Here is a 25,814-nt window from a genome sequence, read left to right as displayed (position 1 = left end):
AAAGAGGGTAGGTAGAGATGAGAAAGATGACGAGAAAGCTCGGGGTGCTCGCCGCCGCGGTGACAGTCGGCGCGCTGGCGCTGAGTGGCTGTGGTGCGTCGAACTCGAACTCCGACAGCGGCTCCGGCGGCACCACCAGCGCCACCAACGATCTCGCGTCGAAGTACGCGAATTGCTCGCTGACGCAGGGCAAGGCACCCGCGGGCAGCCTCGGCGCCGGCAACGACACCAACGTCACCATCGGTGCGTTCAGCGGATGGGACGAGTCGACGGCCACCGCCTACCTGATGAAGAACATCCTGCAACGCAACGGCTACACCGCCGACGTCAAAACCCTCGACGCGGCAGCCGCTTTCACCGCGGCGTCCAAGGGTGACGTCGACGTGCTCACCGATGTGTGGTTGCCGAGCACGCACAAAACCTACATCGACCGCTACGGCGACCAGCTCGAACCGCTCGGCTGCTGGTACGACAACGCGAAACTGACCATCGCCGTCAACGATTCGTCGCCCGCGCAGTCGATCGGCGACCTGAAATCGATGGCGTCGCAGTACAACAACACCCTCGTCGGCATCGAGCCCGGCGCCGGTGAGACCGCGATCGTCAAGGACAAGGTGATCCCGGCGTACGGTCTGCAGGATCTCACCTTCACCACCTCGTCCACCGCGGCGATGCTCGCCTCGATCCGCAAGGCCGAAGCCGACAACACCAACGTCGCGGTCACCCTGTGGAAGCCCCATTGGGCGTACTCCGCGTTCAAGATCCGTGACCTGCAGGACCCGAAGGGCGCGCTCGGCGGCAAGGAAGGCCTGTGGAACTTCGCCACCAAGGGCTTCGGTGAGAAGGCACCCAAGGCCGCGCAGCTGTTCAAGAATCTCGTCGTCCCCGACGCCGACCTGTCGGAGCTGGAAAATCTGATGACCCAGAAGTACGGCGGCAACAATCCCGACGGCGCGGTGACCGAATGGTTGTCCACGCATCCGCAATTCGAGAGCCAGATCGTGGCCGCCCAGCTCGGCTGAGCACACCGACCGATCGACGAGCGCGCCCCCGGCCGATGGTTGGGGGCGCGCTCGTGCCCAATCCGCAACCTGTCTGCCAGGCAATCCTCACGATGTCGTCAGCGGCTCACCAGGCCGCAAGCGCATCGTGGATTCTGGTGAGCCACTTCCGTGCCCACCGACGTTCCACCGGCGTCTGCGGAGGTTGATCATGAGTGTGGTTGTCGGGCTTCATCTCCAATCCGACCACGTGCGCGTTGCGGTCATTCGCGACGCGTCTTCCGGCGGCCGAACGGCCACCGCCGACCGATCTGTCGGTTCCGTCCGGATCGACTCGCAGTACGCCTTCCCGGCCGCTCTGCGCTGGCCCGCGCACACCGCCGCAGCCCTGCCCGATCGGCGTCACGCCGATGCCACCTACCGCCACTTCGTCGACCATCTCGGTGATCCACGTCCGCTGAGCGCACCCGGCGGTCCGGACCGTCTCGCCGACGACCTCGCCGCCCGGCTGCTCGTCGTCCTGGTCGCGCACCTCGAGGCCACCGTCGGCGAACATGTCGCACGGCTGCTCATCGCGCACCCGACCTATTGGACCGTCCCGCAGGTATCGCTGTTCCACCGCAGTCTCGTTGATGCCGGACTCGCCGACCATCGGGCGCTGCTGCTCGTTCCCGACACCGACGCCGCGCTCGAATGGGTGGACCACTGCGACGGTCTCGACCGGGCGCATGGCGTGACCGTCTGCGATGTGCGCGACGACAGCGCCGTGGTCGCCCATGCGCGTCGGCCACGCTCGGGACATCTGACGACCATCACCGCGCACCGCTTTCCCGGGTTGGGGGTGTGCCACCTCGACGACCGTCTCGAGCATCGGGTCCTGGCGAAGGCGGCGCTGGCCGGGCACCCGGTGCCGCCGCATCCGACGCTACTCGCCCAGGTGCGAGCGCACTGCGCGGAAGTCCGAACCACGTTGCGCACCATGTCGACCCGCATGGAGGTCGTCACACCAGGTGTCCGCGGACTCGAGCAGCACGGTGTGACGCTCACCCTCGACGACCTCTACGGCCTCGCCGGCCCGCAGGCGGCGGAGATCGTGCGCGCCCTGCAGCGCTGCGGCGACACCGATCCCGGCCCCGACCACGTCGTGCTCATCGGCACCGCCCCGACGTTCCCGCTGCTCGCCGACAGCGTGGCCGCCCGGTTCGACTGTCCCGTCGTCATCCCCGCCGACGCCGAGTTCGTCTGTGCGCGAGGCGCAGCGCTGCTTGCCGCCACCTCGACGGTGGTGACCCCGATGACGCAGGCGTGAGGAGTACCACCCTCGCCTGAGCCCGGTTCCCGCCGCAAATGCACGTCACCCAGTAGCGTTGGCGTCGTGCAGAACACGGTGCATCTGATTGCGTACGCGGATCGGTTCGGTGGCAGCCTCGCCGGACTCACCGCACTCTTGCGAGGCCCCTTCGACGGTGTGTTCGGCGGCGTCCATGTGTTGCCGTTCTTCACCCCGTTCGACGGTGCCGACGCCGGATTCGATCCCGTCGACCACACCCGCGTCGATCCCCGCCTGGGGAGCTGGGCCGACATCACCGACCTCGCGACCACGCACGAGGTGATGGCCGATCAGATCATCAACCACGTGTCGGCGGACTCGGCACAGTTTCGTGACGTCGTCGCCCACGGCGACGAGTCGGACTATGCGCCAATGTTTCTCACCCTGTCGTCGGTGTTCCCGAACGGCGCCACCGAGGACCAACTGACGGCCATCTACCGGCCGCGGCCCGGGTTGCCGTTCACGGCCATCGCGCTCGGCGGGCGTGTGCGGTACGTGTGGACCACCTTCACCGCCGCCCAGATCGACATCGACGTGCGGTCGGCGCCCGGCCGGGCTTACCTCGACTCGATCCTCGACGCGGCCACCGATGCCGGGGTGAGCGCGCTACGTCTCGACGCCGTCGGGTATGCGATCAAGACACCGGGAACCTCGTGTTTCATGACACCCGAGACCATCGCCTTCATCGACGAGTTCGCGGCGAAGGCGCACACGCGCGGCGTCGAGGTCCTCGTCGAGGTGCACTCGCATTTCGCGCGGCAGATCGCCATCGCGCGCTCGGTCGACCGCGTCTACGACTTCGCTCTGCCCGCATTGGTGTTGCATACCCTCTACACCGCCGATGCGCAGGCGCTGGTGCGTTGGCTGCAGATCCGTCCCGACAACGCCGTCACCGTGCTCGACACCCATGACGGCATCGGGGTCGTCGACGTCGGGCCCGACCCGGTCGAGGGGCCTGGGCTACTCACCCCCGTGCAGGTTCACGAGCTCGTCGAGGAGATCCACCGTCGCACCGGCGGGACCAGCCGCCTTGCGACGGGCACATCGGCTGCGAATGTCGATATCTATCAGGTGAATTCGACGTTCTACGATGCTCTCGGCCGTGACGACGAGCGCTATCTGAGCGCCCGCGCGCTGCAGTTGTTCGTGCCGGGCATCCCGCAGGTCTACTACGTCGGGCTGCTGGCCGGCGGCAACGACATGGAGTTGCTCGATCGGACCGGCGTCGGCCGCGACATCAATCGTCACCACTACACGCATGCCGAGATCGCCGAGGACCTCCGCCGCCCGGTGGTCGGGGCGCTGCTGGCGTTGTGCCGGTTCCGCAACACCCATCCGGCGTTCGACGGGCCGTGTGAGACCACACTCGCCGACGGGCATCTGCGGTTGCTGCGGCGCGGACGTGCGGTGGCGGGGGCATGGGCGCGCGCCGACATCGATCTCGCGACCGGTGTCACCCAGGTGGCCTGGGGCGACGGCGAGCGCGAGTGGTCGGCGCCCGTCGCCGAGCTCGCGAGCAGGTGGGGCGTGTCGTCCGAGGTGAGCTGACGCCGGCCGTTCCGAAAGTGTCGTACCCCTGCCCTATCGTCATCGGTGAAGGGAACGTCCCCTTCGCGACCGGAGGGAGAAACGATGCGCACCAACGATTTCGATGCATCCATCGACGACGCCTGGCAGGAGTTCCGCACCGAACTCGCCGCATTCCTCCGTGAGCTGACCGCCGCCGATCTCACCTGGATCGAACAGGACCCCAGCATCCCGGAGGGCCCGCACGGCCGGATCGACATCCGGTACACGCGGGCACATCGGGTGCGGTTGACGCTGGACCCGCTCACCCTGCACACCTCCGTCGACTGCTACCGAATCCAGATCGGGCAGCTGCGCGCACTCGGCTGGCGCCGGCTGGCCGGCGGTACCTACATCCTCGAGGGCGGACATGCCCGCGCCGACGAGATGGCCGCTGCCATCGTCAACACCTTCCGACAGGTGTGGGAGACGGTGCATCCGACTTTCCTGCGCGCACCGTTTCTCGCCGACGAGCCGCCCCGCGTCGAGCCCACGCTGCGCGCCGGGGTCGTCCCACACGGTCCGGAGCATCTGCGCGCCCTTGTCGTCTCGATGCTCGAGGAGGTCACCGGCCAGCGCATCGAGGTCGACGACGACGGAGACGTGGTGTTGCCGACCGAGCCACCGTCGTGGTTGCGGGTGCACGAGGATCTCCCGCGGCTGGTGGCGTTCGCGATGCTCACCGATTCCGTCTCCGATCCCCTCGTCGCGGCGCCCTACATCGCGGCGCAACCGACCTCGCGCGACGGTATCCGGGTGATGCTGCGTCAACGGCAGGTGTTCGCGCACCGCGTCATCGACGTCACCGTGTTCTCCGGCGACAACCTGGCCGGCCTGGCCGACTGGTTCGGCTTCATCGACGACGACGTGCCGCGCATCGTCGCGCGTGTGCGTGCAGGCGCCGATACCGTTGGTGTGGAAGCGAATTCGCCGGCGGAAGCCGAGGATTCGGATCCGCTGCCGGACACCCTGCTGGCGGTGCTGCAACTCGACACCGACAACGCAGTGCTCAGTCCCCGCGAGATCGCCCAGATCTGCGGGTACGACCGTTCGGAGATGCTGCAGTTGATCCGCACGTGTGAGGAGCAGTATCTGTCGTGGGCGCAGTCCGCCGAGGAGGCCGATGATCCGGAGGAGGCGCAGGCGTGCCGCCACGAGGAGCAGGGCTGGCGGGTGACCACCGACAAGTTCCGTGCCGCCCTGCGGGTGGTGGTCCTGCCCGACGACGAGCCGCGGCCGCGGATGCGTCCGGCTGGGTGAGGGCAGGCCTCTCCTTATTCTCACTTAGCGGATAAGTGAGGGTATGGTGGGGCATGCTCTCAGTTATTTCGTTCAGATAGGTGAACGTCGCGAATGTGGCCGGCCATCGACTACGAGTACCTTGACTGGACACCGACAATTCCGGCCGAGTTGCTCACGCGTGCGCAGCGGGACCGTCATCGCGGACCCTACCGCGCCGCCGTCGTGCCGCTCATCGCCGACAAGACTCCGGCTGTCCCGGCGCCGCTGGCGACACTGGTATCCGAGGCAAGTGCGATGATCGCCCGTTTCGACGCCGAGTTCGGCAGCGAGATAGCGTCGTTCGCCACCATCCTGCTCCGCTCCGAGTCTGCCTCGTCATCCCAGATCGAAAACCTCTCGTCCGGCGCAAAACAGATAGCCCTCGCACAGCTCGGGAGCACCGAGAAGCGCAACGCGACCGCCATCGTCGGCAACGTCGCTGCGATGAGCGCGGCGATTGCGCTGGCCGACCGATTGGACGCCGACACCATTCTTGCCATGCATCGCGCATTGCTCGAGAACCACGATCCGGCGATCGCCGGCGCCTGGCGCACCGGTCAGGTATGGATCGGTGGCTCGGGAGTGGGTCCACACGGCGCCGACTTCGTAGCACCCGCCGCGCGATACGTGCCCCAACTCATCGATGATCTGCTGATTTTCGCGCGCCGCACAGATCTGCCGCCACTGCTCGCCACCGCAATCGCACATGCCCAGTTCGAGACGATCCACCCCTTTCCGGACGGGAACGGACGCACCGGTCGGGCGCTGGTGCAGTCCATGTTTCGCCACCACGGAATGACCCACACCGTCACGATTCCGGTCTCGGCAGGACTACTCGCCGACACCGGACACTATTTCGCCACCCTCGATGCGTATCGCGAAGGCGATGTCGTCCCCATCATCGAGACGATGGCCAACGCAGCGATGTCTGCGATCGCGCAAGCAACCGACCTGGTGTCGGAGCTTCGGCGAATCCGCAGTCACTGGAGCGATATCGTCCGGGTTCGTGGTGGGTCATCGGCTCAACGGCTTCTCGATGTTGTTCTGCGCCAACCGGTCGTGGACACCAAGACGGTGGCCGGCGAGCTCGGCATCTTGCCGGCAAATGCCGGCCGGGCCATCGCCCCGCTCGTGGAGGCCGGTGTCCTGGTGGAATTCACCGGCTTCCGGCGTAACCGGATGTGGCAAGCCGTCGAGGTGACAGCAGCACTCGATGACTTCGCGGCGCGGGCGATGCGCCGCCGCCTGCCGTAATGCTGCGAGTACCTTGCGGCGACCACTACTTCTTCTTCGTCAGCGACGACTCCTTGTGTGCGGCTTTCGCTCCGGTCTTGTCGGATTCGACGATCCAGTAGGGCTCGACATCGGACGCGTTGAACTTCTGGCCCTCGAACGTGAACGGGGAGGTGCGTTTCTCGCGAGCCGCGCCATGGGTGGTGCCCTGCGAGGTGTTCCATTCGACGGTGTCGTTGGTGGTGATGGACATGAGCCGAGGATGGTCCGCTCATCGGGCGCCGTCACCGGAGAGGCTGAGGTTGATGCGCAGACGACACCCCGGCGAGCACGTGGTCACGCGCCGGTCACGTCAGGCGGAAGTCCGCGGCCACCTCGGCGGCTCGGTGCAGTTGCTCGGGGTCGGCGCTGGTGGGAATCAGCTGGACCTCGTCGGTTCCGATGTCGGCGAACGCCGACAGCACTGTCCGCAACTCGTCCTCGGTCCCAGTCCAGCCGGTGGTCGGGGCCATCGCGTCGACGAACTCCGACGGTATCCAGTTCATGTAGCGACGCAGGTGCCGGTGGATCTGCGCGCGCGACGCGTCACCGTCGCCGAAGGCGAACCAGAACGAGGTGGCCAGGTGCGGAGGCGGCCGCCCCGCGTCGGCCCACGCGGTACGTGCGATGTCGAAGAGTTCGCGTTGCTGCGTAAGATCGAGGTCGAGGGTCACCCCGGCGACACCGGACGCCCAGGCGGCGGCGCTGCGGATGGTGGCCGGACCCGTTGTCCCGACGTGCAATTCGGGACCGCCGGCCTGGACGGGCGACGGCCCGACCGGTCGGGTGGCGCCGGTGAGGTTCTCCCCCGCCCACACCCGGCGCATGATCTGGGCACGTTCACCGAGGACGCGCATACGTTGATTGGCGAGGTCGGCGCCGACGGCGCGATAGTCCTCGTGGCGGCCGCCGATACCCAGGCCCACGGTGAGCCGGCCGCCGCTGAGCATGTCGCCGGTGGCCAGTGCCTTGGCCAGCATGACCGGGTCGTGCAGTTGCGGGACGACGACCGTGGTCACCAGCCGTACGCGGCTCGTCCAGGCGGCGAGTGCGCCGAGCAGCGTCAGGGTGTCGGGGTTGTCGAAGGCGATTCGCTCACCCCAGCACAGTGACGAGAACGGTCCGTCGTCGATGGCCGTGGCCCAGGACCGCAAGACGTCGGCGTCTAAGTCGGGCTCCATCACGGGCAGCGTCATTCCGATGCGCACGAGAGGGATCGTGACACGGCCGACTCCTCTGCTCGCCTGTTTTCAGTCATTGCCGTGGGTAGCGAGCGACCGCGACCTGGGGTTTTGCCAAATCTCTACTTTCGAAATGACTGAAAACAGGCGAGAACGACCGACAGTGGGGTGCGGCGGCATCCGTTGCAGCCGAAGTGACGCCATGTGCGACAGTCCTCGATATGGATTCGTGGACCGCTGCCGCCCTGAACACCGCCGACACGTGCTGGACCGGCATGGTCGGTGTGCTCGAGGAACTCACCGACTCCGGGGTTCACCGACGGCTCCCCGTCGACGGGTCGAACTCGCCGTATGCGGTGGCCCACCACTGCGTGGAGATGACGCGATGGTGGCTCGGAACCTTCGGGTGCGGTCTCGCTCTGCCGCGGGATCGGGCCGCGGAGTTCGAGGCGACCGGCTCGCTCCCCGATCTTCTCGCACGTATCCGAAGTACCCGCACCGACATGATCACGTGGACCGAACAGATCCTTCGCGACGGCATCGCCGCTCGGGATGCGACAGGCACGACAGCCGACGTCGACCTCGCGACCGTCTCACCGCAGTGGGTGATCATGCACGTGGTGCACGAACTCGCCCAGCATCTCGGTCAGATGCAGGTCACGCGGGATGTGTTGCGGGCCTGAGGCCGTCGGCCCTGAGGCTCCTCGCCTTACTCGGCGTCCTCGTCCAACTTCCCGGACAGACGCAGGACCCCTCGCAACAGCGCACTGTGGTCCAGGCCTCCGTCGCCGTTGGCGCGAGCCGAGGCCATCAGCGTCGCCACGAGTGACCCGACCGGGGTGACCACACCGGCATCGCGGGCTGCGGCCGTGACGATCCCGAGGTCCTTGTGGTGCAGTTCGATCCGACCGCCCGGCGCGAAGTCGCGCTCGATCATGCGGTGCGCCTTGTGGTTGAGGACGGTGGAGCCGGCAAGGCCGCCGGCGAGAACGCCGACGGCGGCGGAGGTGTCGACTTGGTGGGCTTCGAGGAAGACCACCGCCTCGGCGAGTGCCTGGATGTTCGCGGCGACGATGAGCTGGTTGGCCGCCTTCACGATCTGGCCTCTGCCACTCGGCCCGACGTGGGCGATGGTGTCACCGACCGCGTCGAGGACCGGCAGTGCGCGCTCGTAGGCGTCGTCGTTGCCGCCGACCATGATCGACAGGCTACCGGCGACCGCGCCCTCCTGCCCGCCCGACACCGGGGCGTCGAGGAACGAACAGCCTTGTGCTGCCGCTGTTTCGGCCATGCGGATCGCGGTCGCGGGATCGATGGTGGAGAAGTCGACGATCACGGCGCCCGGCGCGGCGTGGGCGAAGACCCCGTCGGGGCCGGTGAGGACCTCCTCGACGTCGGCAGACGCCGGGACGTTGAGTGCGACGAACTCGGCGCCGGTGACGGCCGCGGCGATCGACTCGGCGGCGTCACCGCCGGCTGCGATGAGGTCGGCGGCCTTGGCCGGGGTCCGGTTGTAGCCGACGACGGTGTGACCGGCACGGACCAGGTTGATGGCCATCGGGCTGCCCATCACGCCGAGTCCGATGAATCCTATGGTCGCCATACGGTTTCCTCCATCGCTTCCTCCGTCACCTCACCGTCTCTGCGTTACCGAAATGCGGGAAAGTCCGGCACCCAGTCGAAGGTATCGGAACGGGTGTGTGTGTACTCCAGGCTGATCCATCCCGGATAGCCGCGGGCGGCGAGCGCGGCCAGTGGTCGGGACAGGTCCAGGCTGCCGGTGCCGGGTTCACCGCGGCCCGGGACGTCGGCGATCTGAACATGGCCGATCCGGTCGGCGACGGTGTCGATCACCACGTCGAGGTTCTCGCCGTTGACCGCAAGATGGTAGAGGTCTGCCAGCAGTGCCGCGTTGTCGACGCCGCGGTCGCTGGCGAGTCTGTCGCAGACGTCGATCGCGTGCGCGGCCTGGGTCAGCGGATAGGTGGGTATGGCACTGAGGGGTTCGAGGAGGATGCCGGCACCGATGATCGCGGCCGCGTGGGCGGCAAACGCGAGGTTCTCGACGGCAAGATCGTCCTGGACCTCGACGGCCAGATCGTCGATGCGGTTGCCGTACAGCGCATTGAAGCCGACGACACCGAGTCGAGCTCCGATGCCGATCGCGACGTCGACGCTGTCACGGAACTCGGCGCCGGTGGCCGGGTGCGACAGCAGTCCACGGTCACCTGCCGACAGATCCCCGGCGGCGAAGTTCAGATGTGTGAGGCGCACCCCGGCGTCCTCGACCGCGCTGACGAAGGCGTCGACGTCACGGTCGGCGGGGACGGCGGCGGCGAACGGCCACCAGAACTCGACGGCGTCGAATCCGGCGTCGCGCGCGGCCTGCGGCCGGTACAGCAGCGGCAGGTCGGTGAGCAGGATCGAACAGTTCAGCGTGATCCGTGAGGTGTCCACCACCCCATCTTCCCCGTGTCCGGCGCCAGGGTGTGGACGGGGCACCGCGGGACGGGACACAGCCGCCGATCAGCAGATGCGCGGCAGTTGTTCGCCGAGGTCACGTTCGATGACCCGCGTCGTACCGAAGGCGGTGCGGCCCACGACCATTCCAGGGTGCGCGGCGACCACCCGGCCGATCACGGTCGCGCCCTGCCCCTCCGGGCGGGCATGCATGGCAGCCACCACCGCGTCGGCGTCGTCTGCGGCGACCACGGCGATCATCTTGCCCTCGTTGGCGATCTGCAGCGGATCGAGTCCGAGGAAACCGCACGCCGATGCGACCGCTTCGGGGACCGGGATCCGGGATTCGTCGAGTTCGATTCCGACGCCGGCGGCTGCGGCGAGTTCGGTGGTCGCGGCGACCACCCCGCCGCGTGTCGGATCACGCAGCGCGTGCACGTCACCGGCGGCCAGCGCGTCACGGACGAGATAACACAGGGCGGCACTGTCGGATACAACGGGAGACCCGAAGTCGATACCCTCCCGAACGCTGAGGATCGCGACACCGTGCTCACCGATCGGCCCCGACACGATGACCACATCGTCGGGCCGGATGCGTTCCGGCGACACGTCGACGCCGGCGGGGACGACCCCGACACCCGCGGTGTTCACGAACAACTGATCGGCCGATCCGCGGCCGACGACCTTGGTGTCGCCGGTCTCGACGCGTACGCCCGCGAGACGTGCGGCGGCGCCCATCGCCTCCACCACCGGCCCGAGTACCGAGAGTTCGAGTCCTTCCTCGAGGATGAACCCGGCGCTGAGCGCCAGCGGCATGGCTCCGCTACAGGCGAGGTCGTTGACGGTGCCGTTGACCGCGAGGTCGCCGATGCAGCCGCCGGGAAAGAACAGTGGTTGCACCACATAGGAATCCGTCGTGAAGGCGATGCGGCCGCCGTCGACGGGCAGCACCGCCGAGTCGCGGGCGGGACCGTGACGTCCGCCGAAGGCGGGCACGAAGAGGTTCTCGATGAGTTCTTCGGAGAGGATGCCGCCGCCACCGTGGCCGAGTACGATCCGCTCGGTGTCGCGCAACGGCAGTGGGCACGACCAGGATTCGGGATCGATGGTCGCCGGCGACTCAGACATGCGCCGCACCCGTCGTGTCGAGGGACAGCCGCCGGAAATGGTAGTAGGCGGCGCACGCTCCCTCGCTGGACACCATCGTCGCCCCCAGCGGTGTGCGCGGTGTGCACAGGGTGCCGAACGCCGGGCACTCGTTCGGTTTGAGCAACCCCTGCAACACTTCTCCGGCGTGGCAGTCGGCCGACTCCTCGACCGTCACCTCGCCGACGCCGAAGCGCACCTCGGCGTCAAACTGTGCGTATCGGCGCGACAGCTTCCAGCCGGACTGCGGGATCATCCCGATGCCACGCCATTGCCGGTCGGTCACCTCGAACACGTCGGCCAGGATCTCTTGGGCCACACCGTTACCGGCCGGACTGACCGCGCGCTGGTAGGCGTTGCGCAGCGCGGGGGTTCCCGATTCGAGGAGGTCGACGGCTTGCCGCACCCCTTCGAGGAGATCAAGGGGTTCGAAGCCGGTGACGACGATCGGCACCTGGTAGCGCTCCACGAGCGGGCCGTACTCGCTCATGCCCATCACGGTGCAGACGTGTCCGGCGGCGAGGAAGGCCTGCACGCGATTGGTCGGCGACGACAGGATCGCGGTCATCGCCGGGGGCACCAGCACGTGCGAGACCAGCATCGAGAAGTTCACCAGCCCGAGTCGCTGGGCGTGCAGCACCGACATCGCGTTGGCTGGGGCGGTCGTCTCGAAGCCGACGCCGAAGAACACCACCTCCTTGTCGGGGTTGTCGGCGGCGATGCGGACGGCGTCGAGCGGTGAATACACCACGCGCACATCGCCTCCGCGTGCCCGCACCGAGAACAGGTCCTCGTGGCTGCCGGGGACGCGCAGCATGTCGCCGAACGAACAGAAGATGACCTCCTCGCGGCCGGCGATCTGCAGGGCGCGGTCGATCATCTCCAAGGGGGTGACACATACCGGGCAGCCGGGACCGTGGATGAATTCGACGACGTCGTCGAGTAGTTGGTCGATGCCGTTGCGGATGATGGAATGGGTTTGTCCGCCACACACTTCCATGAGCGTCCAGCGGGTGGTGGCGCGGTCACGGATCTGGCGGACCAGGGCGCGGGCGGCCGTCGGATCACGGAACTCGTCGAGATACTTCATGCGCTCGTCCCTTCGTCGACGGGCTCGGACCCGAGTTCTTCGTCGAGGATGCCGAGTTCGTCGAACATCCGCAGTGTCTCGTTGGCGGACTCCTCATCGAGCCGGGTGATGGCGAAACCGGCGTGGACGATCGTGTATTCGCCGATCTGCATGTCGGGCAGATACGCCAGGCAGACGGTTTTGCTCGTCCCGGAGAAGTCGACGGTCGACATGCGGGTGCCCGCCTCCTCCCAGATGTGGGTCACCCGGCCGGGAATTCCCAAACACATGGCTACTCCGCTCTTTTCGTCGCTGTTCCGGATGCGCCGACGACGCCCGGGATGTCGGTCTGTACGGGCCGTTCGTTCGCCGGCCCGGAACGCAGCGTCGCCGCCGCGATACACGCCTGCCCCAGTGCCAGGCCCCCGTCGCCCGCGGGGACCACGCGATGGGCGAGCGCACGCAGGCCGGCCTGCTCGACTCCGTCGGACACCCCTTGGCGTAGAGCGTTGTTGACGAACACCCCGCCGCTGAGGCCGACGATCCTGATGTCGAGTGCGCGCGCCGACCGTACGCATCGCGTGACGAGCGCGTCGATCACCCAGTGCTGGAACGACGCCGCGAGATCGGCGGTCGGGCGCCCGGTGCGCAGGCCGTCGACCAGCCCGGCGATCAGGTGCCGGTAGTCGATGATCGCGTCATCCGCCTCCGACCTGGCGGGGGCGAACGAGGCGGGGGCGAACGAGTCGGGAGTTCCTGTACGCGCGCAGGTTTCGAGCTCGACGGCCGCCTGACCCTCATAGGTGGGATGGATACAGATCCCCAAGAGTGCGGCCACCGCATCGAACAGCCGGCCCAGACTGGTCGTGACCGGGCAGCCGATGCCCGAACGTCGTTGCTGCGCGAGGATGCGACAGGCCGCATCACCGAGCGCGCGGGCCGGTGCGAGATCGTCGATGTCGGTGATTCCGCTGCGCCACAGCAGGTCCAGGGCGGTGCGTGAGGGGTCGCGGACCGCGTTGTCGCCGCCGGGGAGGGCGAACTCGGCCAGGTGCGCCACCCGGGTGAAGGTGCTGACGTCATGTCCGAGCGCAAGGAGTTCGCCACCCCAGATGACGCCATCGGTCCCGTATCCGGTTCCGTCACAACACCAGACGAGCGCCGGGGTGCCGAGCAGCTCGTGCTCGGCCAGCAGCGACACCGCATGCGCGTGATGGTGCTGCACCTCGACGACCGGGCGGCCGGCGGCGTGGCGGCTCGCCCAGGAGGTGGTGGCGTATCCCGGATGCATGTCGCAGGCGATCGCGCCCGCACTGATACCGGTCATGGTCTGGAGGTGGTCGAGTGCGTCGGTGAACGAACGCTGGGTGCGCGGGTCGGCGAAGTCCCCGAGATGCGACGACATGTGGCCACCGTCGTGCGTGGCGAGCAGACAGAAGGTGGTCTTGAGGTCGCCGCCGGTGGCGACGATCGGCATCGGGGCGTCGGCGGCGGGCACCGGCATCGGCGCGTACCCGCGGGACCGACGTACCGGCACCGGCCCGTCGCAGGCGATCCGGATGACCGAGTCCTCGCACGGCACGTGGATCGGGCGGTCATGGGTGAGAACGGCGGCGGCGATCCCGGCCAGCCGGTCGTCGATGTCGTCGTCGCGGTACAGGATGGGTGAGCCGCTGGTGTTGGCGGAGGTCATCACCAGCGGGATCGCGCCCATCGCGTCGAACAGCAGGTGATGCACCGGGGTATAGGCCAGCAGCACACCGAGTTCGGCGAGTCGGGGCGCAACGCCCGGTGCCACCGCACCCACCCGCGGTGCCACGACGATCGGTGCCTGCGGTGACGCGAGCGCAGAACGTGTCGCATCGGTCAGCTCGATCAGTGTTGCCGCGTGGTCGAGGTCGGCGGCCATCACCGCGAGCGGCTTGTCGGGACGGTGTTTGCGGTCGCGCAGCGTGGCGACGGGCTCGTGCCGATCGGCGCGACAAGCCAGGTGGAATCCGCCGATCCCCTTGATCGCCACGATCTGCCCGTCGTGCAGCGCCTGCGCGGCCGCGTCGATCGGGTCGGCTACGGCGGCGCCGACGAACCGTGCGCCGTCGGCACGACGGAACTCGAGGTGCGGACCGCAGTCCGGGCACGCGATGGTCTCGGCGTGGAATCGGCGGTCGAGCGGATTCTCGTATTCAGCCCGACAGGCCTTGCACATCGCGAAGTGCGCCATCCTCGTCGCCGCGCGATCGTAGGGCAGGTCGGTGATCACCGTGTAGCGCGGCCCGCAGTCGGTGCAGGTGATGAAGGGGTGCCGATGGCGGCGGTTGCCCGGGTCGCGCATCTCGGCCAGACAGGCTGCGCAGCAGGCGACATCGGCGGGTATCAGTGTGCGGCCGGTCCCGCCGGTGCGGCTGGTGGCGATGCGGAAGCCGTGGTCGTGGCGACACGGCAACGTCCGTGTGCGGACGGAGTCGATACGGGACAGCGGTGTGGGACCGGCACTGACCTCGTCGACGGCGCCCGACACCGCGTCGGCACTGCCCTCGAATTCGCAGCGCACCAAACCGGATTCGTTGCTGACCGTGCCGGACAGCCCGCGTCTCAGCGCGATCCGGGCAACAGCCGGCCGAAAGCCGACGCCCTGCACGACGCCACGCACCTCCACCTCGAGCCGCACCGTCATGACGTCATCTCCGGTGATGCCCTGTCCCACAGAATGATCCGGTTGTTCCCGGAGTCGGCGACGGCAATGGTGTCGCCGTGCCGGTGCAGTCCGTATGGCCAGCACAGGGTATCGGGAGCCACCGCGTCCCAACGGTTCTCACCGTTGGCGGCCATGGTCGGTTGGGCCAGGACCCCGTCGGCGCCGCCGATCACCCCGTCCAGGGCGCCGGCGAGCCAGTCGGGACGCTCCCAGAGCAGGAGGCGATTGTTGGCGGTGTCAGCGACGGCGAGTTGCCCGTCGGACGCGGTCACACCGTAGGGGAACCGCAGTCCCGCAGCGGTTTGCGGGGCGTAGGGGAATTCGCCGGTACCGGTGAAGTCGGATTGCCCGAGTACCAGGTCGGCGGACCGGTCGGCGACGACCGGCGTCCGCCAGCCGAGGACGCGGTGGTTGCCGGCGTCGGCGACGAGCAGATACCCGTCGACGCCGGTGATGGCGTGGGGCCACCGGAACGAGCAGGCGTCGGCCGGACCACCACGATTCTCCTCACGCCCCTGCGGATCGGACTGCCCGAGGACGACGTCGGCGGGCCGGTCCGGCGAGGTGGGTACACCGTCGAGCCAGCCGAGTACCCGTCGGTTCCCGGTGTCGGCGACCCAGAATCCGCCGTCGACGATCCCCGCACCGAACGGCCAGTAGAAGCTCGCGCCGTTCGGTGCGCCCCCACGGTTCGGTTCGACAGCCGAGAGATCGCGTTGTCCGAGAACGAGATCCGCGGGACGCGTCGCCGTGGGGACCTCCGAGTACACCAGCACGCGATGGTTCCACGCGTCGCAGACGATCAGGGCGCCGTCATGCACGAGCACCCCGGTCGGCAGATGCAGGCCGCGCTCGCTGCCGCGGCCGTCGTCGTTGGCGCCGTCGGAGGTCCATTCACTTTGTCCCAGCAGCACATCGGCGGGCTGGTGATCGGTGTCGGGAATGCCGTGCCAGAGGAGCAGTCGATGGTTTCCGGTGTCGGCGGCGATGAGGTGGTGCTCGTCGAGCCACACCCCACGCGGTGCGTAGAGGGTGTCGGCGGCCGGGGTCGCCGACGGCAGCGCCAGGCCGCCCGGGGCGGGTGCGCCGAGCCATCGCGCCGCGCGCCAGCCGTGCGCGTCGGCGATGTCGGCAGCGGGAGGCGCACCACCCGGGCGGGTGGTGCGCATCGACACCGTACGGGTCACCCGCGTGGTCGTACCCATACCCGGTTTCCGTCCTGCCGCAACGGCCGCTGCTCGAGTGCCGCACCCGGCACGCTCATGCACTCGCCGTCGGTGGCGTCGTAACACAGGGCGTGCCACGGGCAGGTCAAGGTGCCCTCGGTCTCGTCGATCAGTGCTTCGTCGAGCGGAAGGCCCTGGTGTGCGCACACATTGAGGTAGCTGTGTAAGGTGCCACCGATGTTGACGATGATCACCTCCGCGGACTCGCCGTGCTCGTCGGTGAGCGAACGGACGACGAGTTCACCCCGCGGTATCTCCGCCACCGCACCCGCGTCGACCCAGCCGGATTCGGCGGTGCGGACCGAGATCTCCCCCAGGGGGATGAATGCCGCCGACGATGTGGTCGCCGGTGCGGTGTCGAGTTCGACGGCGTCGATCGCCGGGACCGCCGACACGATCGCCTCGCTGACCGTGGTGCGCAGCGTCTGATCGGTCATCGAGCAACCGTTGCAGGAACCGCCGAGCCGGATGTAGGCGATGCGGTCGTCGACGCGGACCACCTCGGCCGAGCCGCCGTGTGCGGCGATCATCGGCTCGACAGCGGTGAGCGCCTGACGGGCCGCGGTCAGCGGGTCGGGCCGCAGCAGTCCGTGCACCATCATCGCCAGGTGCACCACCGGGTCGTCGACGAGCTCGAACAGTGCCTCCCGGGTGGTGTCGTCGTCGCGCAGGCGCCGGACGATGGCCGTCAGCGCGGCCTTGTTCAGCGCGTCGAGCGCTTCGCGCAATCCCTCGGCGACGGTACGGGATTCGGCGGGTAGCGCCGCGACCGCCGTGGCGGCGTCGTCGACGGCCTTGGCCAGCTCCTCCATGGTGGGCGACGCGGCGGGCGCCTGCGTCGGTCTCTCCTGCTGTGTGGTCATACGCCATACCCCTGTGCTCGATGGACAACCTCGGTCACCTTGGTGCGCAACAGATCCGCGAAGGCCATGCGGGCGGCGACGGCGAGAACCTCGGCGACAGTACCGTCGACGGCGATCGAGATCGGTCGCCGCGAGGTGGCCTCCAGGACGAAGCAGTGGCCCGCCGGGGTGTCGAGGCAGTGGTCGGCGAACACCGCATCGACGAACTGCGACAACCAGATTCCCTCCCCGTCCGGATCGGTGGCCAGTCGCTGCAGGGCGTTGTCGGTGCCGCCGCAGCGCTGCACGATCCGCTCGACGAAGGCCTCGGCCGCGGTGGCCGTCAACAGGTCGAACTGCAGGCGCTCATGGTTGTCCATCGTCGGCCTCCCCGGGGTCAAGGTCACCGACATCAAGGTCACCGGTATCTGGGTCACCGGGATCTGGGGCATTGCGGGTTCGGGCGCGGGCGATCTCGTCGAGCACCCCGCGCACCGACCGCACCATCTCGTCGGCGCCGAGGTCCTCGAACAGAAACCGCGCCTCGTGCAGGGCGGCGGTGGCCTCGGGGAACATCCCGAGGTGGGCCAGCGCATTTCCCTGATTCGCGAGCACCCGCGCATAGCCGGCGGGGTCGCGTGCCGGATCCCGCTCGGCGAGGACGTCGGCATACAGTTGCACGGCCTCCATCAGGTTCTGCTCCTGATGGGCGCTGGGCGCGTACACCAAAGCGTTGGCGAGGTTCACGCTGGTGGCCGCCCATTGCTCGGGGTGCTCGTCGCGGGTGTACACCGCCAGCGCCTTGCGCAGCGACTGGGTGGCCACCGCCACCCGCAGTTGATCCGACGCCGAGGTCAGCGGCATCGTCAGGTACACCGCAGCGAGATCGCGGTGGGCCGCGGCCCAGACCAGAGGTGCGTCGTCGGGGTCGACGATCTGCAGACAACTCTGGAACTCCGCGGCCGCATCGTTCATCGCGGTTCCGGTGTCGACGGCGTGCTCGTGCAGCACCTGCCCGAAGGCCAGGTGGAGTTCGGCGCGCGCGGTGGGCAGGTCGGCGTCGGCGAGGAGCCGCAGCGCCTCCCGGAGGTCGGTGATCGCCTCGGGGGCACGGCCGAGTTCGCGTAGCGCCTCGGCGCGCGCGGCCAGGCACAATGCCCGCAGCGCCGGAGCGTCGAAGGCCTCGATGATCGCGGCATCGAGTAGTTCTCGACGGCGTTCGGGCGCCTCGGCGTACCCGGCCTGCGCGGCGAGGATCAGGGCCCGGACCTCCGGCGGCGCTGCGGGATCCGGGTCGGGGACCTCGCCGCGGCCGAGATGGGCCAGCACCAGTTGCGCGTGACTGTGCCACCGTGGGTCGATGCGCGCGAGTAGTGCGTCGAGGTTCACCCGTTCGGGTGCGATGGTCGCCAGATTGCACCAGTCGAGTGGGTGGTCGGTCATCCGGGCGCGGGCGGTGAGCAGTTCGGTGGCCTCGTCGAGGCGGCCGTCGTAAGCGGCGCCGATGCCCGCGAGTTCGGGCGGCCAGCTCGCCGGCCGACGCCCGGCGGCGAGAGTGGCACGTAGGGAAGCGAATTCGTCGCCGGTGATCACCATCAGCCCGGCCGGGTAGGCGAACACCCCGAGCGGCTGCACATCGACGGTCGCCGACGGTGCCGCCGGGGCGAACTGCGCCCCGCCCGGAAGATGAGGCGCCCGGGCCGCATCGCCGGTGAGGACCTGCACACGAACCATTCAGCGCTCTCCTATCCGCACACGTGCGACGTGATGGTCGGCGTCCCATCGCAGGACGAACCGGCCCACCGGCGCCGTCCGACCCGCGTCGTCGAACACCTGTCGCACCACTGTGGCACGGTCCCCGCCGGCGGATCGCTGCTTCAGTAACAATCCGCCGGCGGAGGTGGACCGTAGCGGGTAGATCAGCAGGTCGTCGCCGTCGCAGCGTGCGGCGATCGAGTCGGTTGGAAAGAACCGGGCGGCGACGTCGGCGTCGACGAGAAGGCTTCCGGCATCGGTGAATTCGACCTCGGGCTCAGCCGGCTGAGGGGGTGAGGGGTACTCGGCGGTGATCAACTCGATGATCTGCTCGGCGGCCGCGGCAACCGGTGGGCGCAGGGGCTCCTCGGCGTCGAGGGCCACCGGCTCGAGGCTCTGCGCCTCGACGAGCAGCACCGTGATGTCGTCGGGGCACGTCTCGCCGAGCATCCAGCGCGCGAATCCGAGGGCGTGATCCCACCGGAACGAGTGCGTGTGGACCCCGGGGTCCGGCCCGATGTCGTCGAGTTCGGCTGCCGGAAGCCGGAACACGGTCCCCGGCGGCTGTCCGGTGCGGGCGGCATCGACGATGATCACCCGCCGGGCCCCGCGCAGCGCGAACGCCACATCCATCCCGGCCGTGCCGCCGTCGACCAGCCGCACCCCGTCAACCACACCGTGGCGATCCCACAATCGCCGGATCACCAACGGCCCCACCGCGTCGTCGCCGCGAATCAGGTTTCCGCATCCGACGACGACGAGGTCGGCCGGCTCGGGTGGATGCGGGTCGTCGGCGAGCAAATCGCTCGGGGCGGGCGGCACCGACCCGGGCTGGGTGGACGAGGCGGGAGTCGAGGCCATCAGAGCATCGAGTTCACGACGAACTTCGACATCTCCTTGCCGGACTTGGCATCGTAGGCGTGGACGGTGCACACCAGACAGGAGTCGAAGGATCGGGCGACGTGACCGAGTTCGACGGGATCGTTGATGTCGTGGATCGGCGTGCCGATGAGCGCCTGCTCGATCGGTCCGAGGACGCCATCCTTGTCGCGGGGTCCGATGTTCCACGCCGTCGGCGTGACCACCTGATAATTGGCGATCTTGCCCTTGTCGAGGACGATCCAGTCCGACAACGAGCCCCGAGCGGCCTCGGTGGAGCCGAATCCCTTGCCGGACTCCGGTTCCACAGGCTTCTGGTAGAAGCTCTCCTGCAGGTCGAGATCGTCGAGCCACTGCCTGGCCCACCGGAAGTATTTGGGCGCCTCGTGCATTCGCGCGAGCTGCCGGACGAACACGCTCGGCCCGATCTTGTCGATCATGTCCTTGAACAGCGGGTCGAAGTCCTGATGGGGCCCACCGCCGGGTGCCGACGCCGCGATGCGCCTCGCCAGTGGCCCCGCCTCCAGCGGGATACCGGTGCCGCTGCCGTTGAGGTCGTATCGGGGCGATTTCGCAAACGAGTACTTGCCCTTGGCCTTTCCGCGTTCGGGGTCGATCGGGTCGGTTTCACCCTCCCACGGATGCAGCGCCCGGTCGCCGTTGTAGAACGAGTGGGTGACGTCTTCGGCGACCTTGAGGTGGTCGAAGTCGTAGTAGTGGCCGTCGGCGTAGATCCCGGACCGGTTGATCAACGCGTCGTTGCGGCCCTCGACCGTCGGATGGTCATACAGGGACGGTTCGAAGTACGTGCCGGTGGCGATGTAGTTGCCGACACCGGCTCCGTAGGAATGCAATCCGATGTCGAGGCAGTAGCGGATGAAGAATCCGCAGTCGGAGTCGTGCTGGGATTCGTTCTCGTCGACCCAGGCCAGCACATCGGCCCAGGTACGGTTCTCCAACCAGCGGTCCACACTGCAACCGAGCCAATACTTCTCGAGCCAGTTGTCCTTCCAGTGCTCGAGGATGGCGATGGAGCGGGTGACGTCGGCCAGCGTCGGGGCGCACATCACGCCGCCGGGCACCATGAACGACGAGTGCGGCCACTGCCCGCCGAAGATGGCGTACACCTCGACGGGTTTGCCGGACAGCACCACACCCGGCTGGTAGCTCGTGCCCGTGTAGATGCTGAACCGGCGACACGCCTCCTCGTACATCGGCGACGACGAGTACTTCGGGTGGGTGAGGTCGATCGCGAACAGCGCGTAGAAGTAGCGGGGGATGCTCTGCAGCGTCTCGCAGGCCTGCGCGATGTTGCGGATCAGCGTCGCATTGCGCGGCATGGTGGTCTGCCATGCGGTGTCGAGTGCGTAGGACGCCTTGTAGAGGTGCGAGCCGCCGCAGATCCCGCAGATGCGCGGGGTGACGATGAGGCCGGCCTGGGGGTCCTTGCCGCGCAGGATCATCTCGAAGCCGCGGAACATCGCCGCCTGGGTCCACGCCGAGGTGACGATGCCGTCGTCGATGTGGACCCGAACGTCGAGGTCTCCCTCGACGCGGCCGAGCGGGCTGACGAACAGGTCGATGGATGTCTTTTGTTCGGAAGTCGTTGTCATGATGCTCTTTTCGCCATGATTGGTTGGTTCGCCGGGGGTGGACGGGTTGCGACGGCGCGGCATCGGTGGCGAGTACGCGCACCGATGCGACCGGCCGGTCACACGACGAACATGTCCTCCTTGCTCCATCGCGGGGCGGCCACACGCGCGGCCGCGGCCTGCGCCATGTACGTGAGATGGTCGGTGCCCTCGGGCACCTCTTTGGGGATGGTGCCGGAGACCTTCTGCGTCTTGAACACCGTGCCGGGGGCGAGATCGAAGAATGGGAACTCCGGCTCGGTGCAGCCGGTGCACGGCATGCCGGCTCGGGTCTTGGAGGACTGCCGATTCCACAGGATGCGGTTGCACGGCGAGTGCGTCATCGGTCCGCGGCAACCGAATTCGTAGAACAGGCACCCTGTCCGGGTGCCCTCTCCGAACGTCATCGTCGACTGCTTGTAGTCGAAGAACTGGACGCGGGTGCAGCCGGTCTGGGTGAACGACTTGAAGAATGTCTGCGGGCGATGCAGTTCGTCGAGTTCGATGTCGCCGGCCCGGCCGGTCGCCAGCGCGACGAGGATCTGGGTGATCCAGTCCGGGTGAGCCGGGCAGCCGGGGATGTTGATGATCGGCAGCCCCGACTTGGATTTCCAGTCGGCGCCGAGGAATCCGCCCCGATTGCGCTTGTGGAACTGCAGTCCGGTGGAGTCACTGGGATTGGGTTCGGTCGCGGGGATGCCGCCCCAGGCGGCGCAGTCACCGATGGCCACGACCACCGACGCCGCGTTGGCCAACTCGACCACCCAGTCCTTCATCGGGCGCTCGGCGAACATGTCGTAGCGGCCGCTGCCGTCGGGGCCCTCGATGACGGTGCCCTCGTAGACGAAGATGTCGAGTTGCCGTTCACCGCTTGCGCAGTCGCGGAAGATCTTCTGGGCCTGATCACCGAGTTCGAGACCCAGTGAGGGATGCCAGAGGACTTCCAGCCCGAAGTCGACGATCAGGTCGACGACGCTGGGTTCCTCGGCATTGAGGAACGACATGGTGTTGCCCGAACAGGCACCACCTTGAAACCAGAGCACCGAAGCCATCAGCGCACTCCTCGTTGTGTTGTGGTGGACGAATCGGTCTGGGATACAGCGTGATTCGGAGGTGCCTGACCGTTGCTGGCGCCCAGCGACCGGGCGACCTCGAGCAGGTAGGCCAGGCCCGAGCGGACGTTGCGGTCGCGCAGTGCGCGGGCGATCCCCCAGGCCGAGGGGACCGACATGCCTGCGCTGTAGGTGGCGTCGGCGTCGCCGAGCGCGCCGGCGAGCCGTCCGGCCGCTCCGACGGTGCCCGCATTGACGGCCCCGGAGTCGGCGAGTACGGCGAGCAGCGGTCCGGCTTGTTTGGCCAATGCCACCGCCGAACGGGCGGCGTCCTTGACCTCGTCGGCGTTGATCCCGGCGAACGGACTGTCGTCGGCGGTGAGGGTGGCGCGGGCCTCGCTCATGGCGTCGATCAGGGTGTTGGACAAATCGTCGCCGCGGCGCAGGATGCCGTCGACACCCTCGACCAGGATCGCCACCAGGTCGGCGTGGTCGAGCAGCGACATCAGAGAGTCTGCGACCTCGGGATCGGCGAGACGATCCGCGAGCAGCTTGCGGCGCTGCTCACCGTCGTCGGGTCCGTTCGGGGCCACCATGGAAACCACAGTGCTCATGGATCCTCCAAGGAAGGTCGGCTCACGGCCGCGGGCTGTGCGGCGTGATTCCCAAACCACCCTCGACGGTAAGCCGCGGTAACGGTCGTCACAACCGCGTAGCCGCAACATTCATCCGATTTCCGCAACCTTCTTGTCCTCGGGCCGAAGCGCCGGACAATGGTGGTCATCGTCAGAGATTCACCGAGTCGGACGCTCACCGGAGGAGGTGTGATGTCGGTTCTGCACAATCCGCGGCAGGTGAATGCGGCGCGCACCAACGCCCCGGTGCGACGTCGGGTACGGCCGCGCGGTGTGCCACCGGCGCTGGAGAGCCGGCCCATCTTCGACACCGACGAGCTCGGGCAGGCCCAGTTGATGCTTCCCCGCGCGCTCGACGTCGACCAGTTGATCCTGACGCCGACCGGGGATCGGGCCTTTCACGCGGTCGTCCACGGGGTGCGTAGCCGCGGGTTGTCGCTGCTGTATCTCGACATCGCTGCCGCCCATCTCGAGATCCCGCGGCATGGGGATCACTACGGCGTCTACATGCAGATGAGTGGCTCGACCGACTGGTCGGTGAATCAGGAGTCGCTGTTGGGGTCGGCAACGCATGCCGTGGTGGCCAACCCCGGTGATCATCTGCTCGCCGTCCCGGGCGTCGACTCGACGATGCTGGTGCTCTCGTTCGGGGCGTTCCGGTTCAACTCCTACTTGTCGCGGTTGCGTGGCCGCGAGATCCACGAGAACGTGCGATTCGTTCCCGACTTCGACCTGACCGCGGAGGTCGCCTCGCGGTGGCACAGTGCGGTGCAGTTGCTCACGACCGAGCTGTTCTACGCCGAGTCCCTGCTCCATCAGGGCATCGGGATCGGCGCCGTCGAGGACCTCCTGATGTCGACGTTGCTCTACGTGCAGGATTCGACCTATCACGACGATCTCGTGGCACGACCGCAGGCGATCTCTCGACGCACGGTACGGGCGGCACTGGAGTACATCGAGGCCCATCTCGCCGAGCGGATCAGTCTTCCCGATGTCGTCGAGGCGGCCGGTGTCAGTGAGCGCACCCTGCAGCAGGGGTTTCGCGACGAGTTGCACACCACGCCGTCGGCCTACATCCGCAATCGACGGCTCGACCGCATCCACGACGTTCTGGCCGACTCGCTGCCCACCGACCGGGTCACCGTGTCGAACGTCGCGGTGAGCTGGGGGTTCTCGCACCTGGGGAACTTCGCCGCCGCCTATCGCGCTCGTTTCGGCGAGGCCCCGTCGGAAACCCTGCGGAGGTGAACCGTGCATGAGTTGTCGCTGTGCCACGCCATTGTGGAGGTGGTGCGCCCACACGCCGGCGTCCGTCGCATCGACACGGTGCACCTGCGTGTCGGTGCACTCCGACAAGTCGTCCCGGAGACACTGACCTTCTGCTGGGACATCGTCGCCGCACAAGAGGATCTCGACGGAGCAGCCCTCGACATCGACTGGGTCGAGGCCACCGTGGCGTGTGCCGACTGCACGACGACGTCGCCGATCACGTCGCGATTCTCGATCAGCTGCTTGGAATGCGGCAGCGCGCGCGTCGATGTCCTCACCGGCGAAGAGTTTCTCGTGACATCCATCGACGTCACCGCAATCGACGACATGCCTGCCAGTACTCACGAAAGAGGTTGACCATGGGTCGTTTTCACCGACATGACACCGAGCACAAGCACGATGACAGAAGCTTGCACACGCACGAGGACGGAACCGTGCACTCGCACGGGGACGGCACGGTGCATTCACACGAGCACAGCTATGACCTCGCCGCAATCGACGCGACGCAGCGCCCGTCCGACGAGGTGGTCGGCAGTGAATTCGGGGACATGAGCGCCTACGACACCGGATCGGAACGGATCGACGTCCTCGAGGCAATTTTCACCGAGAACGACCGTCGGGCCGACATCAATCGCCGCTTGTTCACCGAGAACGGTGTGGTGGCGGTGAACTTGATGAGCTCACCAGGTTCGGGCAAGACCTCGATCCTCAAGGCGACACTCGACGCACTCAACGGCGAGGTACCGGTCGGGATCATCGAGGGCGACATCGCCACCGATCTCGACGCGGCCCAGCTCGCCGGCCGCGGAGCACAGGTGTCGTTACTCAACACCAACAACGGTTTCGGCGGGGAGTGCCATCTCGACGCACCGATGGTGAACCGGGCGCTACAAGGCCTCGACCTCACCGAGGTGGACCTGGTGGTCATCGAGAATGTCGGAAACCTGGTGTGCCCGGCGGAATTCGACGTGGGTGAGCATGCAAAGGCCATGGTGTACGCCGTCACCGAGGGAGAGGACAAACCATTCAAGTACCCGGTCATGTTCCGTTCGGTCGACGTCGTACTGCTCAATAAGATCGATCTGCTCCCGCACCTCGACGTCTCGCTCGATGCCTACCGTGATGCGTTACGTCAGGTCAATCCGGCTGCACGAGTGATACCGGTGAGCGCGAAAACCGGCGAGGGTATGGATGCATGGATCGAGTGGCTTAGAACGGTGTCGAGCCGAGCGTGATGTGGGGGTTGAATGCGGGATGCCCCGCAACACGGTGTGTTGCGGGGCATCCCTGAAAATTGTGTTCGGCGGTGTCCTACTCTCCCACACTGATTAGGGTGCAGTACCATTGGCGCTGGTGGGCTTAGCTTCCGGGTTCGGAATGGGACCGGGCGTTTCCCCACCGCTATAGCCGCCGAAACTCTGTGAAACCTCCCACGGGGGCTCCGCCCCCGTGCACCCCCACAAAAAACTGTGGATGGTGACGGTTTATTTGTCTACCGTGTTGTTTCAGAAGTACATAGTGGAT

General features: G+C 67.6%; 25 protein-coding genes and 1 rRNA gene. 9 read left to right on the top strand and 17 right to left on the bottom strand.

Going from position 1 to position 25,814, the window contains the following annotated elements; all coding sequences use genetic code 11:
* Nucleotides 1–26: 26 nt before the first annotated feature.
* From AC5ZH6_RS00685 to AC5ZH6_RS00665, 5 genes are all read left to right on the top strand, one after another.
* Complete coding sequence (locus tag AC5ZH6_RS00685) at nt 27–1,022, top strand: glycine betaine ABC transporter substrate-binding protein (RefSeq protein ID WP_231386850.1); 996 nt, start codon at nt 27–29, stop codon at nt 1,020–1,022.
* 190 nt (nt 1,023–1,212) lie between these two features.
* Nucleotides 1,213–2,310, top strand: coding sequence for a DUF7159 family protein (locus AC5ZH6_RS00680; protein ID WP_496168148.1), 1,098 nt, complete (start codon nt 1,213–1,215; stop codon nt 2,308–2,310).
* 66 nt (nt 2,311–2,376) lie between these two features.
* Nucleotides 2,377–3,879, top strand: coding sequence for a sucrose phosphorylase (gtfA, locus tag AC5ZH6_RS00675; RefSeq protein WP_496168146.1), 1,503 nt, complete (start codon nt 2,377–2,379; stop codon nt 3,877–3,879).
* An 84-nt stretch (nt 3,880–3,963) separates the two neighbouring features.
* Nucleotides 3,964–5,157 (top strand): TY-Chap domain-containing protein, encoded by a 1,194-nt coding sequence (locus AC5ZH6_RS00670; protein WP_496168145.1) that lies wholly within the window; start codon nt 3,964–3,966, stop codon nt 5,155–5,157.
* Nucleotides 5,158–5,250: 93 nt separating this feature from the next.
* Nucleotides 5,251–6,432: a Fic family protein gene (locus AC5ZH6_RS00665; protein WP_496168143.1), complete on the top strand. Its 1,182-nt coding sequence runs from the start codon at nt 5,251–5,253 to the stop codon at nt 6,430–6,432.
* A 25-nt stretch (nt 6,433–6,457) separates the two neighbouring features.
* Here the strand turns inward: AC5ZH6_RS00665 and AC5ZH6_RS00660 are convergent, their stop codons facing one another.
* Together AC5ZH6_RS00660 and AC5ZH6_RS00655 are read right to left on the bottom strand one after the other, a co-directional pair.
* Nucleotides 6,458–6,664 (bottom strand): hypervirulence associated TUDOR domain-containing protein, encoded by a 207-nt coding sequence (locus AC5ZH6_RS00660; RefSeq protein ID WP_496168141.1) that lies wholly within the window; start codon nt 6,662–6,664, stop codon nt 6,458–6,460.
* 94 nt (nt 6,665–6,758) lie between these two features.
* Complete coding sequence (locus AC5ZH6_RS00655; RefSeq protein ID WP_496169161.1) at nt 6,759–7,646, bottom strand: LLM class flavin-dependent oxidoreductase; 888 nt, start codon at nt 7,644–7,646, stop codon at nt 6,759–6,761.
* Nucleotides 7,647–7,852: 206 nt separating this feature from the next.
* On the opposite strand from AC5ZH6_RS00655, the gene AC5ZH6_RS00650 reads away from it, so the two are divergent.
* Complete coding sequence (locus AC5ZH6_RS00650) at nt 7,853–8,314, top strand: DinB family protein (RefSeq protein ID WP_265077244.1); 462 nt, start codon at nt 7,853–7,855, stop codon at nt 8,312–8,314.
* Between the two features lie 26 nt (nt 8,315–8,340).
* Here AC5ZH6_RS00650 and AC5ZH6_RS00645 read toward each other — a convergent pair whose 3' ends face one another.
* From AC5ZH6_RS00645 to AC5ZH6_RS00580, 14 genes are all read right to left on the bottom strand, one after another.
* Nucleotides 8,341–9,234: an NAD(P)-dependent oxidoreductase gene (locus tag AC5ZH6_RS00645; protein ID WP_496168139.1), complete on the bottom strand. Its 894-nt coding sequence runs from the start codon at nt 9,232–9,234 to the stop codon at nt 8,341–8,343.
* A gap of 44 nt (nt 9,235–9,278) precedes the next feature.
* Nucleotides 9,279–10,088: a hydroxypyruvate isomerase family protein gene (locus AC5ZH6_RS00640; RefSeq protein WP_496168138.1), complete on the bottom strand. Its 810-nt coding sequence runs from the start codon at nt 10,086–10,088 to the stop codon at nt 9,279–9,281.
* 69 nt (nt 10,089–10,157) lie between these two features.
* Nucleotides 10,158–11,219: a hydrogenase expression/formation protein HypE gene (gene hypE, locus AC5ZH6_RS00635; RefSeq protein ID WP_496168136.1), complete on the bottom strand. Its 1,062-nt coding sequence runs from the start codon at nt 11,217–11,219 to the stop codon at nt 10,158–10,160.
* On the bottom strand, nt 11,212–12,327 hold the full coding sequence (gene hypD, locus AC5ZH6_RS00630; protein ID WP_496168134.1) for a hydrogenase formation protein HypD: 1,116 nt from the start codon (nt 12,325–12,327) through the stop codon (nt 11,212–11,214). The genes hypE and hypD overlap by 8 nt, the downstream gene beginning before the upstream one ends.
* Nucleotides 12,324–12,596: a HypC/HybG/HupF family hydrogenase formation chaperone gene (locus AC5ZH6_RS00625; protein WP_006368957.1), complete on the bottom strand. Its 273-nt coding sequence runs from the start codon at nt 12,594–12,596 to the stop codon at nt 12,324–12,326. The genes hypD and AC5ZH6_RS00625 overlap by 4 nt, the downstream gene beginning before the upstream one ends.
* Nucleotides 12,597–12,598: 2 nt before the next feature.
* Nucleotides 12,599–14,980 carry a carbamoyltransferase HypF gene (gene hypF, locus AC5ZH6_RS00620; RefSeq protein WP_496168132.1) on the bottom strand — a complete coding sequence of 794 codons (2,382 nt, stop codon included), beginning with the start codon at nt 14,978–14,980 and terminating at the stop codon, nt 12,599–12,601.
* The gene (locus AC5ZH6_RS00615; RefSeq protein WP_496168130.1) at nt 14,977–16,206 is read right to left on the bottom strand and encodes an NHL repeat-containing protein; all 1,230 of its coding nucleotides are present in this window, start codon (nt 16,204–16,206) and stop codon (nt 14,977–14,979) included. Before AC5ZH6_RS00615 ends, hypF begins: the two co-directional genes overlap by 4 nt.
* Nucleotides 16,185–17,090, bottom strand: a complete 906-nt coding sequence (locus tag AC5ZH6_RS00610; RefSeq protein ID WP_496168128.1) for a NifU family protein — start codon at nt 17,088–17,090, stop codon at nt 16,185–16,187. The genes AC5ZH6_RS00615 and AC5ZH6_RS00610 overlap by 22 nt, the downstream gene beginning before the upstream one ends.
* On the bottom strand, nt 17,087–17,449 hold the full coding sequence (locus AC5ZH6_RS00605; RefSeq protein ID WP_006368953.1) for a hypothetical protein: 363 nt from the start codon (nt 17,447–17,449) through the stop codon (nt 17,087–17,089). The genes AC5ZH6_RS00610 and AC5ZH6_RS00605 overlap by 4 nt, the downstream gene beginning before the upstream one ends.
* Entirely contained in the window at nt 17,436–18,803 is a 1,368-nt protein-coding gene (locus tag AC5ZH6_RS00600) for a hypothetical protein (RefSeq protein WP_496168126.1), read from the bottom strand. Before AC5ZH6_RS00600 ends, AC5ZH6_RS00605 begins: the two co-directional genes overlap by 14 nt.
* Complete coding sequence (locus AC5ZH6_RS00595) at nt 18,804–19,685, bottom strand: hydrogenase maturation protease (protein WP_496168125.1); 882 nt, start codon at nt 19,683–19,685, stop codon at nt 18,804–18,806.
* Nucleotides 19,685–21,316: a nickel-dependent hydrogenase large subunit gene (locus AC5ZH6_RS00590; RefSeq protein WP_496168123.1), complete on the bottom strand. Its 1,632-nt coding sequence runs from the start codon at nt 21,314–21,316 to the stop codon at nt 19,685–19,687. Before AC5ZH6_RS00590 ends, AC5ZH6_RS00595 begins: the two co-directional genes overlap by 1 nt.
* Nucleotides 21,317–21,414: 98 nt before the next feature.
* Entirely contained in the window at nt 21,415–22,386 is a 972-nt protein-coding gene (locus AC5ZH6_RS00585; RefSeq protein ID WP_006368949.1) for an NADH-quinone oxidoreductase subunit B family protein, read from the bottom strand.
* Complete coding sequence (locus tag AC5ZH6_RS00580; RefSeq protein ID WP_496168121.1) at nt 22,386–23,000, bottom strand: helical membrane plugin domain-containing protein; 615 nt, start codon at nt 22,998–23,000, stop codon at nt 22,386–22,388. Before AC5ZH6_RS00580 ends, AC5ZH6_RS00585 begins: the two co-directional genes overlap by 1 nt.
* 213 nt (nt 23,001–23,213) lie before the next feature.
* Between AC5ZH6_RS00580 and AC5ZH6_RS00575 the strand changes: the two genes are divergently transcribed.
* The 3 genes from AC5ZH6_RS00575 to hypB are packed head-to-tail and all read left to right on the top strand — an operon-like array spanning nt 23,214 to nt 25,525.
* Nucleotides 23,214–24,269 carry a helix-turn-helix transcriptional regulator gene (locus AC5ZH6_RS00575; protein ID WP_496168119.1) on the top strand — a complete coding sequence of 352 codons (1,056 nt, stop codon included), beginning with the start codon at nt 23,214–23,216 and terminating at the stop codon, nt 24,267–24,269.
* 3 nt (nt 24,270–24,272) lie between these two features.
* On the top strand, nt 24,273–24,647 hold the full coding sequence (locus AC5ZH6_RS00570; protein ID WP_496168117.1) for a hydrogenase maturation nickel metallochaperone HypA: 375 nt from the start codon (nt 24,273–24,275) through the stop codon (nt 24,645–24,647).
* Between the two features lie 2 nt (nt 24,648–24,649).
* Entirely contained in the window at nt 24,650–25,525 is an 876-nt protein-coding gene (gene hypB, locus AC5ZH6_RS00565) for a hydrogenase nickel incorporation protein HypB (RefSeq protein ID WP_496168115.1), read from the top strand.
* A gap of 63 nt (nt 25,526–25,588) precedes the next feature.
* Here the strand turns inward: hypB and rrf are convergent.
* A 5S ribosomal RNA gene (gene rrf, locus AC5ZH6_RS00560) occupies nt 25,589–25,705 on the bottom strand.
* Nucleotides 25,706–25,814 lie beyond the last annotated feature (109 nt).

It is taken from the genome of Gordonia sp. YC-XJ4, assembly GCF_059511865.1.
This window is presented reverse-complemented; position numbering and strand designations above follow the sequence as displayed.

Coding starts and splice junctions, on each gene's coding strand:
- AC5ZH6_RS00575 (WP_496168119.1), top strand. CDS start 23,214: ATGTCGGTTCTGCACAATCCGCGGCAGGTGAATGCGGCGCGCACCAAC.
- AC5ZH6_RS00680 (WP_496168148.1), top strand. CDS start 1,213: ATGAGTGTGGTTGTCGGGCTTCATCTCCAATCCGACCACGTGCGCGTT.
- AC5ZH6_RS00670 (WP_496168145.1), top strand. CDS start 3,964: ATGCGCACCAACGATTTCGATGCATCCATCGACGACGCCTGGCAGGAG.
- AC5ZH6_RS00650 (WP_265077244.1), top strand. CDS start 7,853: ATGGATTCGTGGACCGCTGCCGCCCTGAACACCGCCGACACGTGCTGG.
- hypB (WP_496168115.1), top strand. CDS start 24,650: ATGGGTCGTTTTCACCGACATGACACCGAGCACAAGCACGATGACAGA.
- AC5ZH6_RS00605 (WP_006368953.1), bottom strand. CDS start 17,449: ATGGACAACCATGAGCGCCTGCAGTTCGACCTGTTGACGGCCACCGCG.
- AC5ZH6_RS00660 (WP_496168141.1), bottom strand. CDS start 6,664: ATGTCCATCACCACCAACGACACCGTCGAATGGAACACCTCGCAGGGC.
- AC5ZH6_RS00685 (WP_231386850.1), top strand. CDS start 27: ATGACGAGAAAGCTCGGGGTGCTCGCCGCCGCGGTGACAGTCGGCGCG.
- hypF (WP_496168132.1), bottom strand. CDS start 14,980: ATGACGGTGCGGCTCGAGGTGGAGGTGCGTGGCGTCGTGCAGGGCGTC.
- AC5ZH6_RS00645 (WP_496168139.1), bottom strand. CDS start 9,234: ATGGCGACCATAGGATTCATCGGACTCGGCGTGATGGGCAGCCCGATG.
- hypD (WP_496168134.1), bottom strand. CDS start 12,327: ATGAAGTATCTCGACGAGTTCCGTGATCCGACGGCCGCCCGCGCCCTG.
- AC5ZH6_RS00585 (WP_006368949.1), bottom strand. CDS start 22,386: ATGGCTTCGGTGCTCTGGTTTCAAGGTGGTGCCTGTTCGGGCAACACC.
- AC5ZH6_RS00590 (WP_496168123.1), bottom strand. CDS start 21,316: ATGACAACGACTTCCGAACAAAAGACATCCATCGACCTGTTCGTCAGC.
- AC5ZH6_RS00615 (WP_496168130.1), bottom strand. CDS start 16,206: ATGGGTACGACCACGCGGGTGACCCGTACGGTGTCGATGCGCACCACC.
- AC5ZH6_RS00665 (WP_496168143.1), top strand. CDS start 5,251: ATGTGGCCGGCCATCGACTACGAGTACCTTGACTGGACACCGACAATT.
- hypE (WP_496168136.1), bottom strand. CDS start 11,219: ATGTCTGAGTCGCCGGCGACCATCGATCCCGAATCCTGGTCGTGCCCA.
- AC5ZH6_RS00580 (WP_496168121.1), bottom strand. CDS start 23,000: ATGAGCACTGTGGTTTCCATGGTGGCCCCGAACGGACCCGACGACGGT.
- AC5ZH6_RS00600 (WP_496168126.1), bottom strand. CDS start 18,803: ATGGTTCGTGTGCAGGTCCTCACCGGCGATGCGGCCCGGGCGCCTCAT.
- AC5ZH6_RS00610 (WP_496168128.1), bottom strand. CDS start 17,090: ATGACCACACAGCAGGAGAGACCGACGCAGGCGCCCGCCGCGTCGCCC.
- AC5ZH6_RS00595 (WP_496168125.1), bottom strand. CDS start 19,685: ATGGCCTCGACTCCCGCCTCGTCCACCCAGCCCGGGTCGGTGCCGCCC.
- AC5ZH6_RS00655 (WP_496169161.1), bottom strand. CDS start 7,646: ATGACGCTGCCCGTGATGGAGCCCGACTTAGACGCCGACGTCTTGCGG.
- AC5ZH6_RS00625 (WP_006368957.1), bottom strand. CDS start 12,596: ATGTGTTTGGGAATTCCCGGCCGGGTGACCCACATCTGGGAGGAGGCG.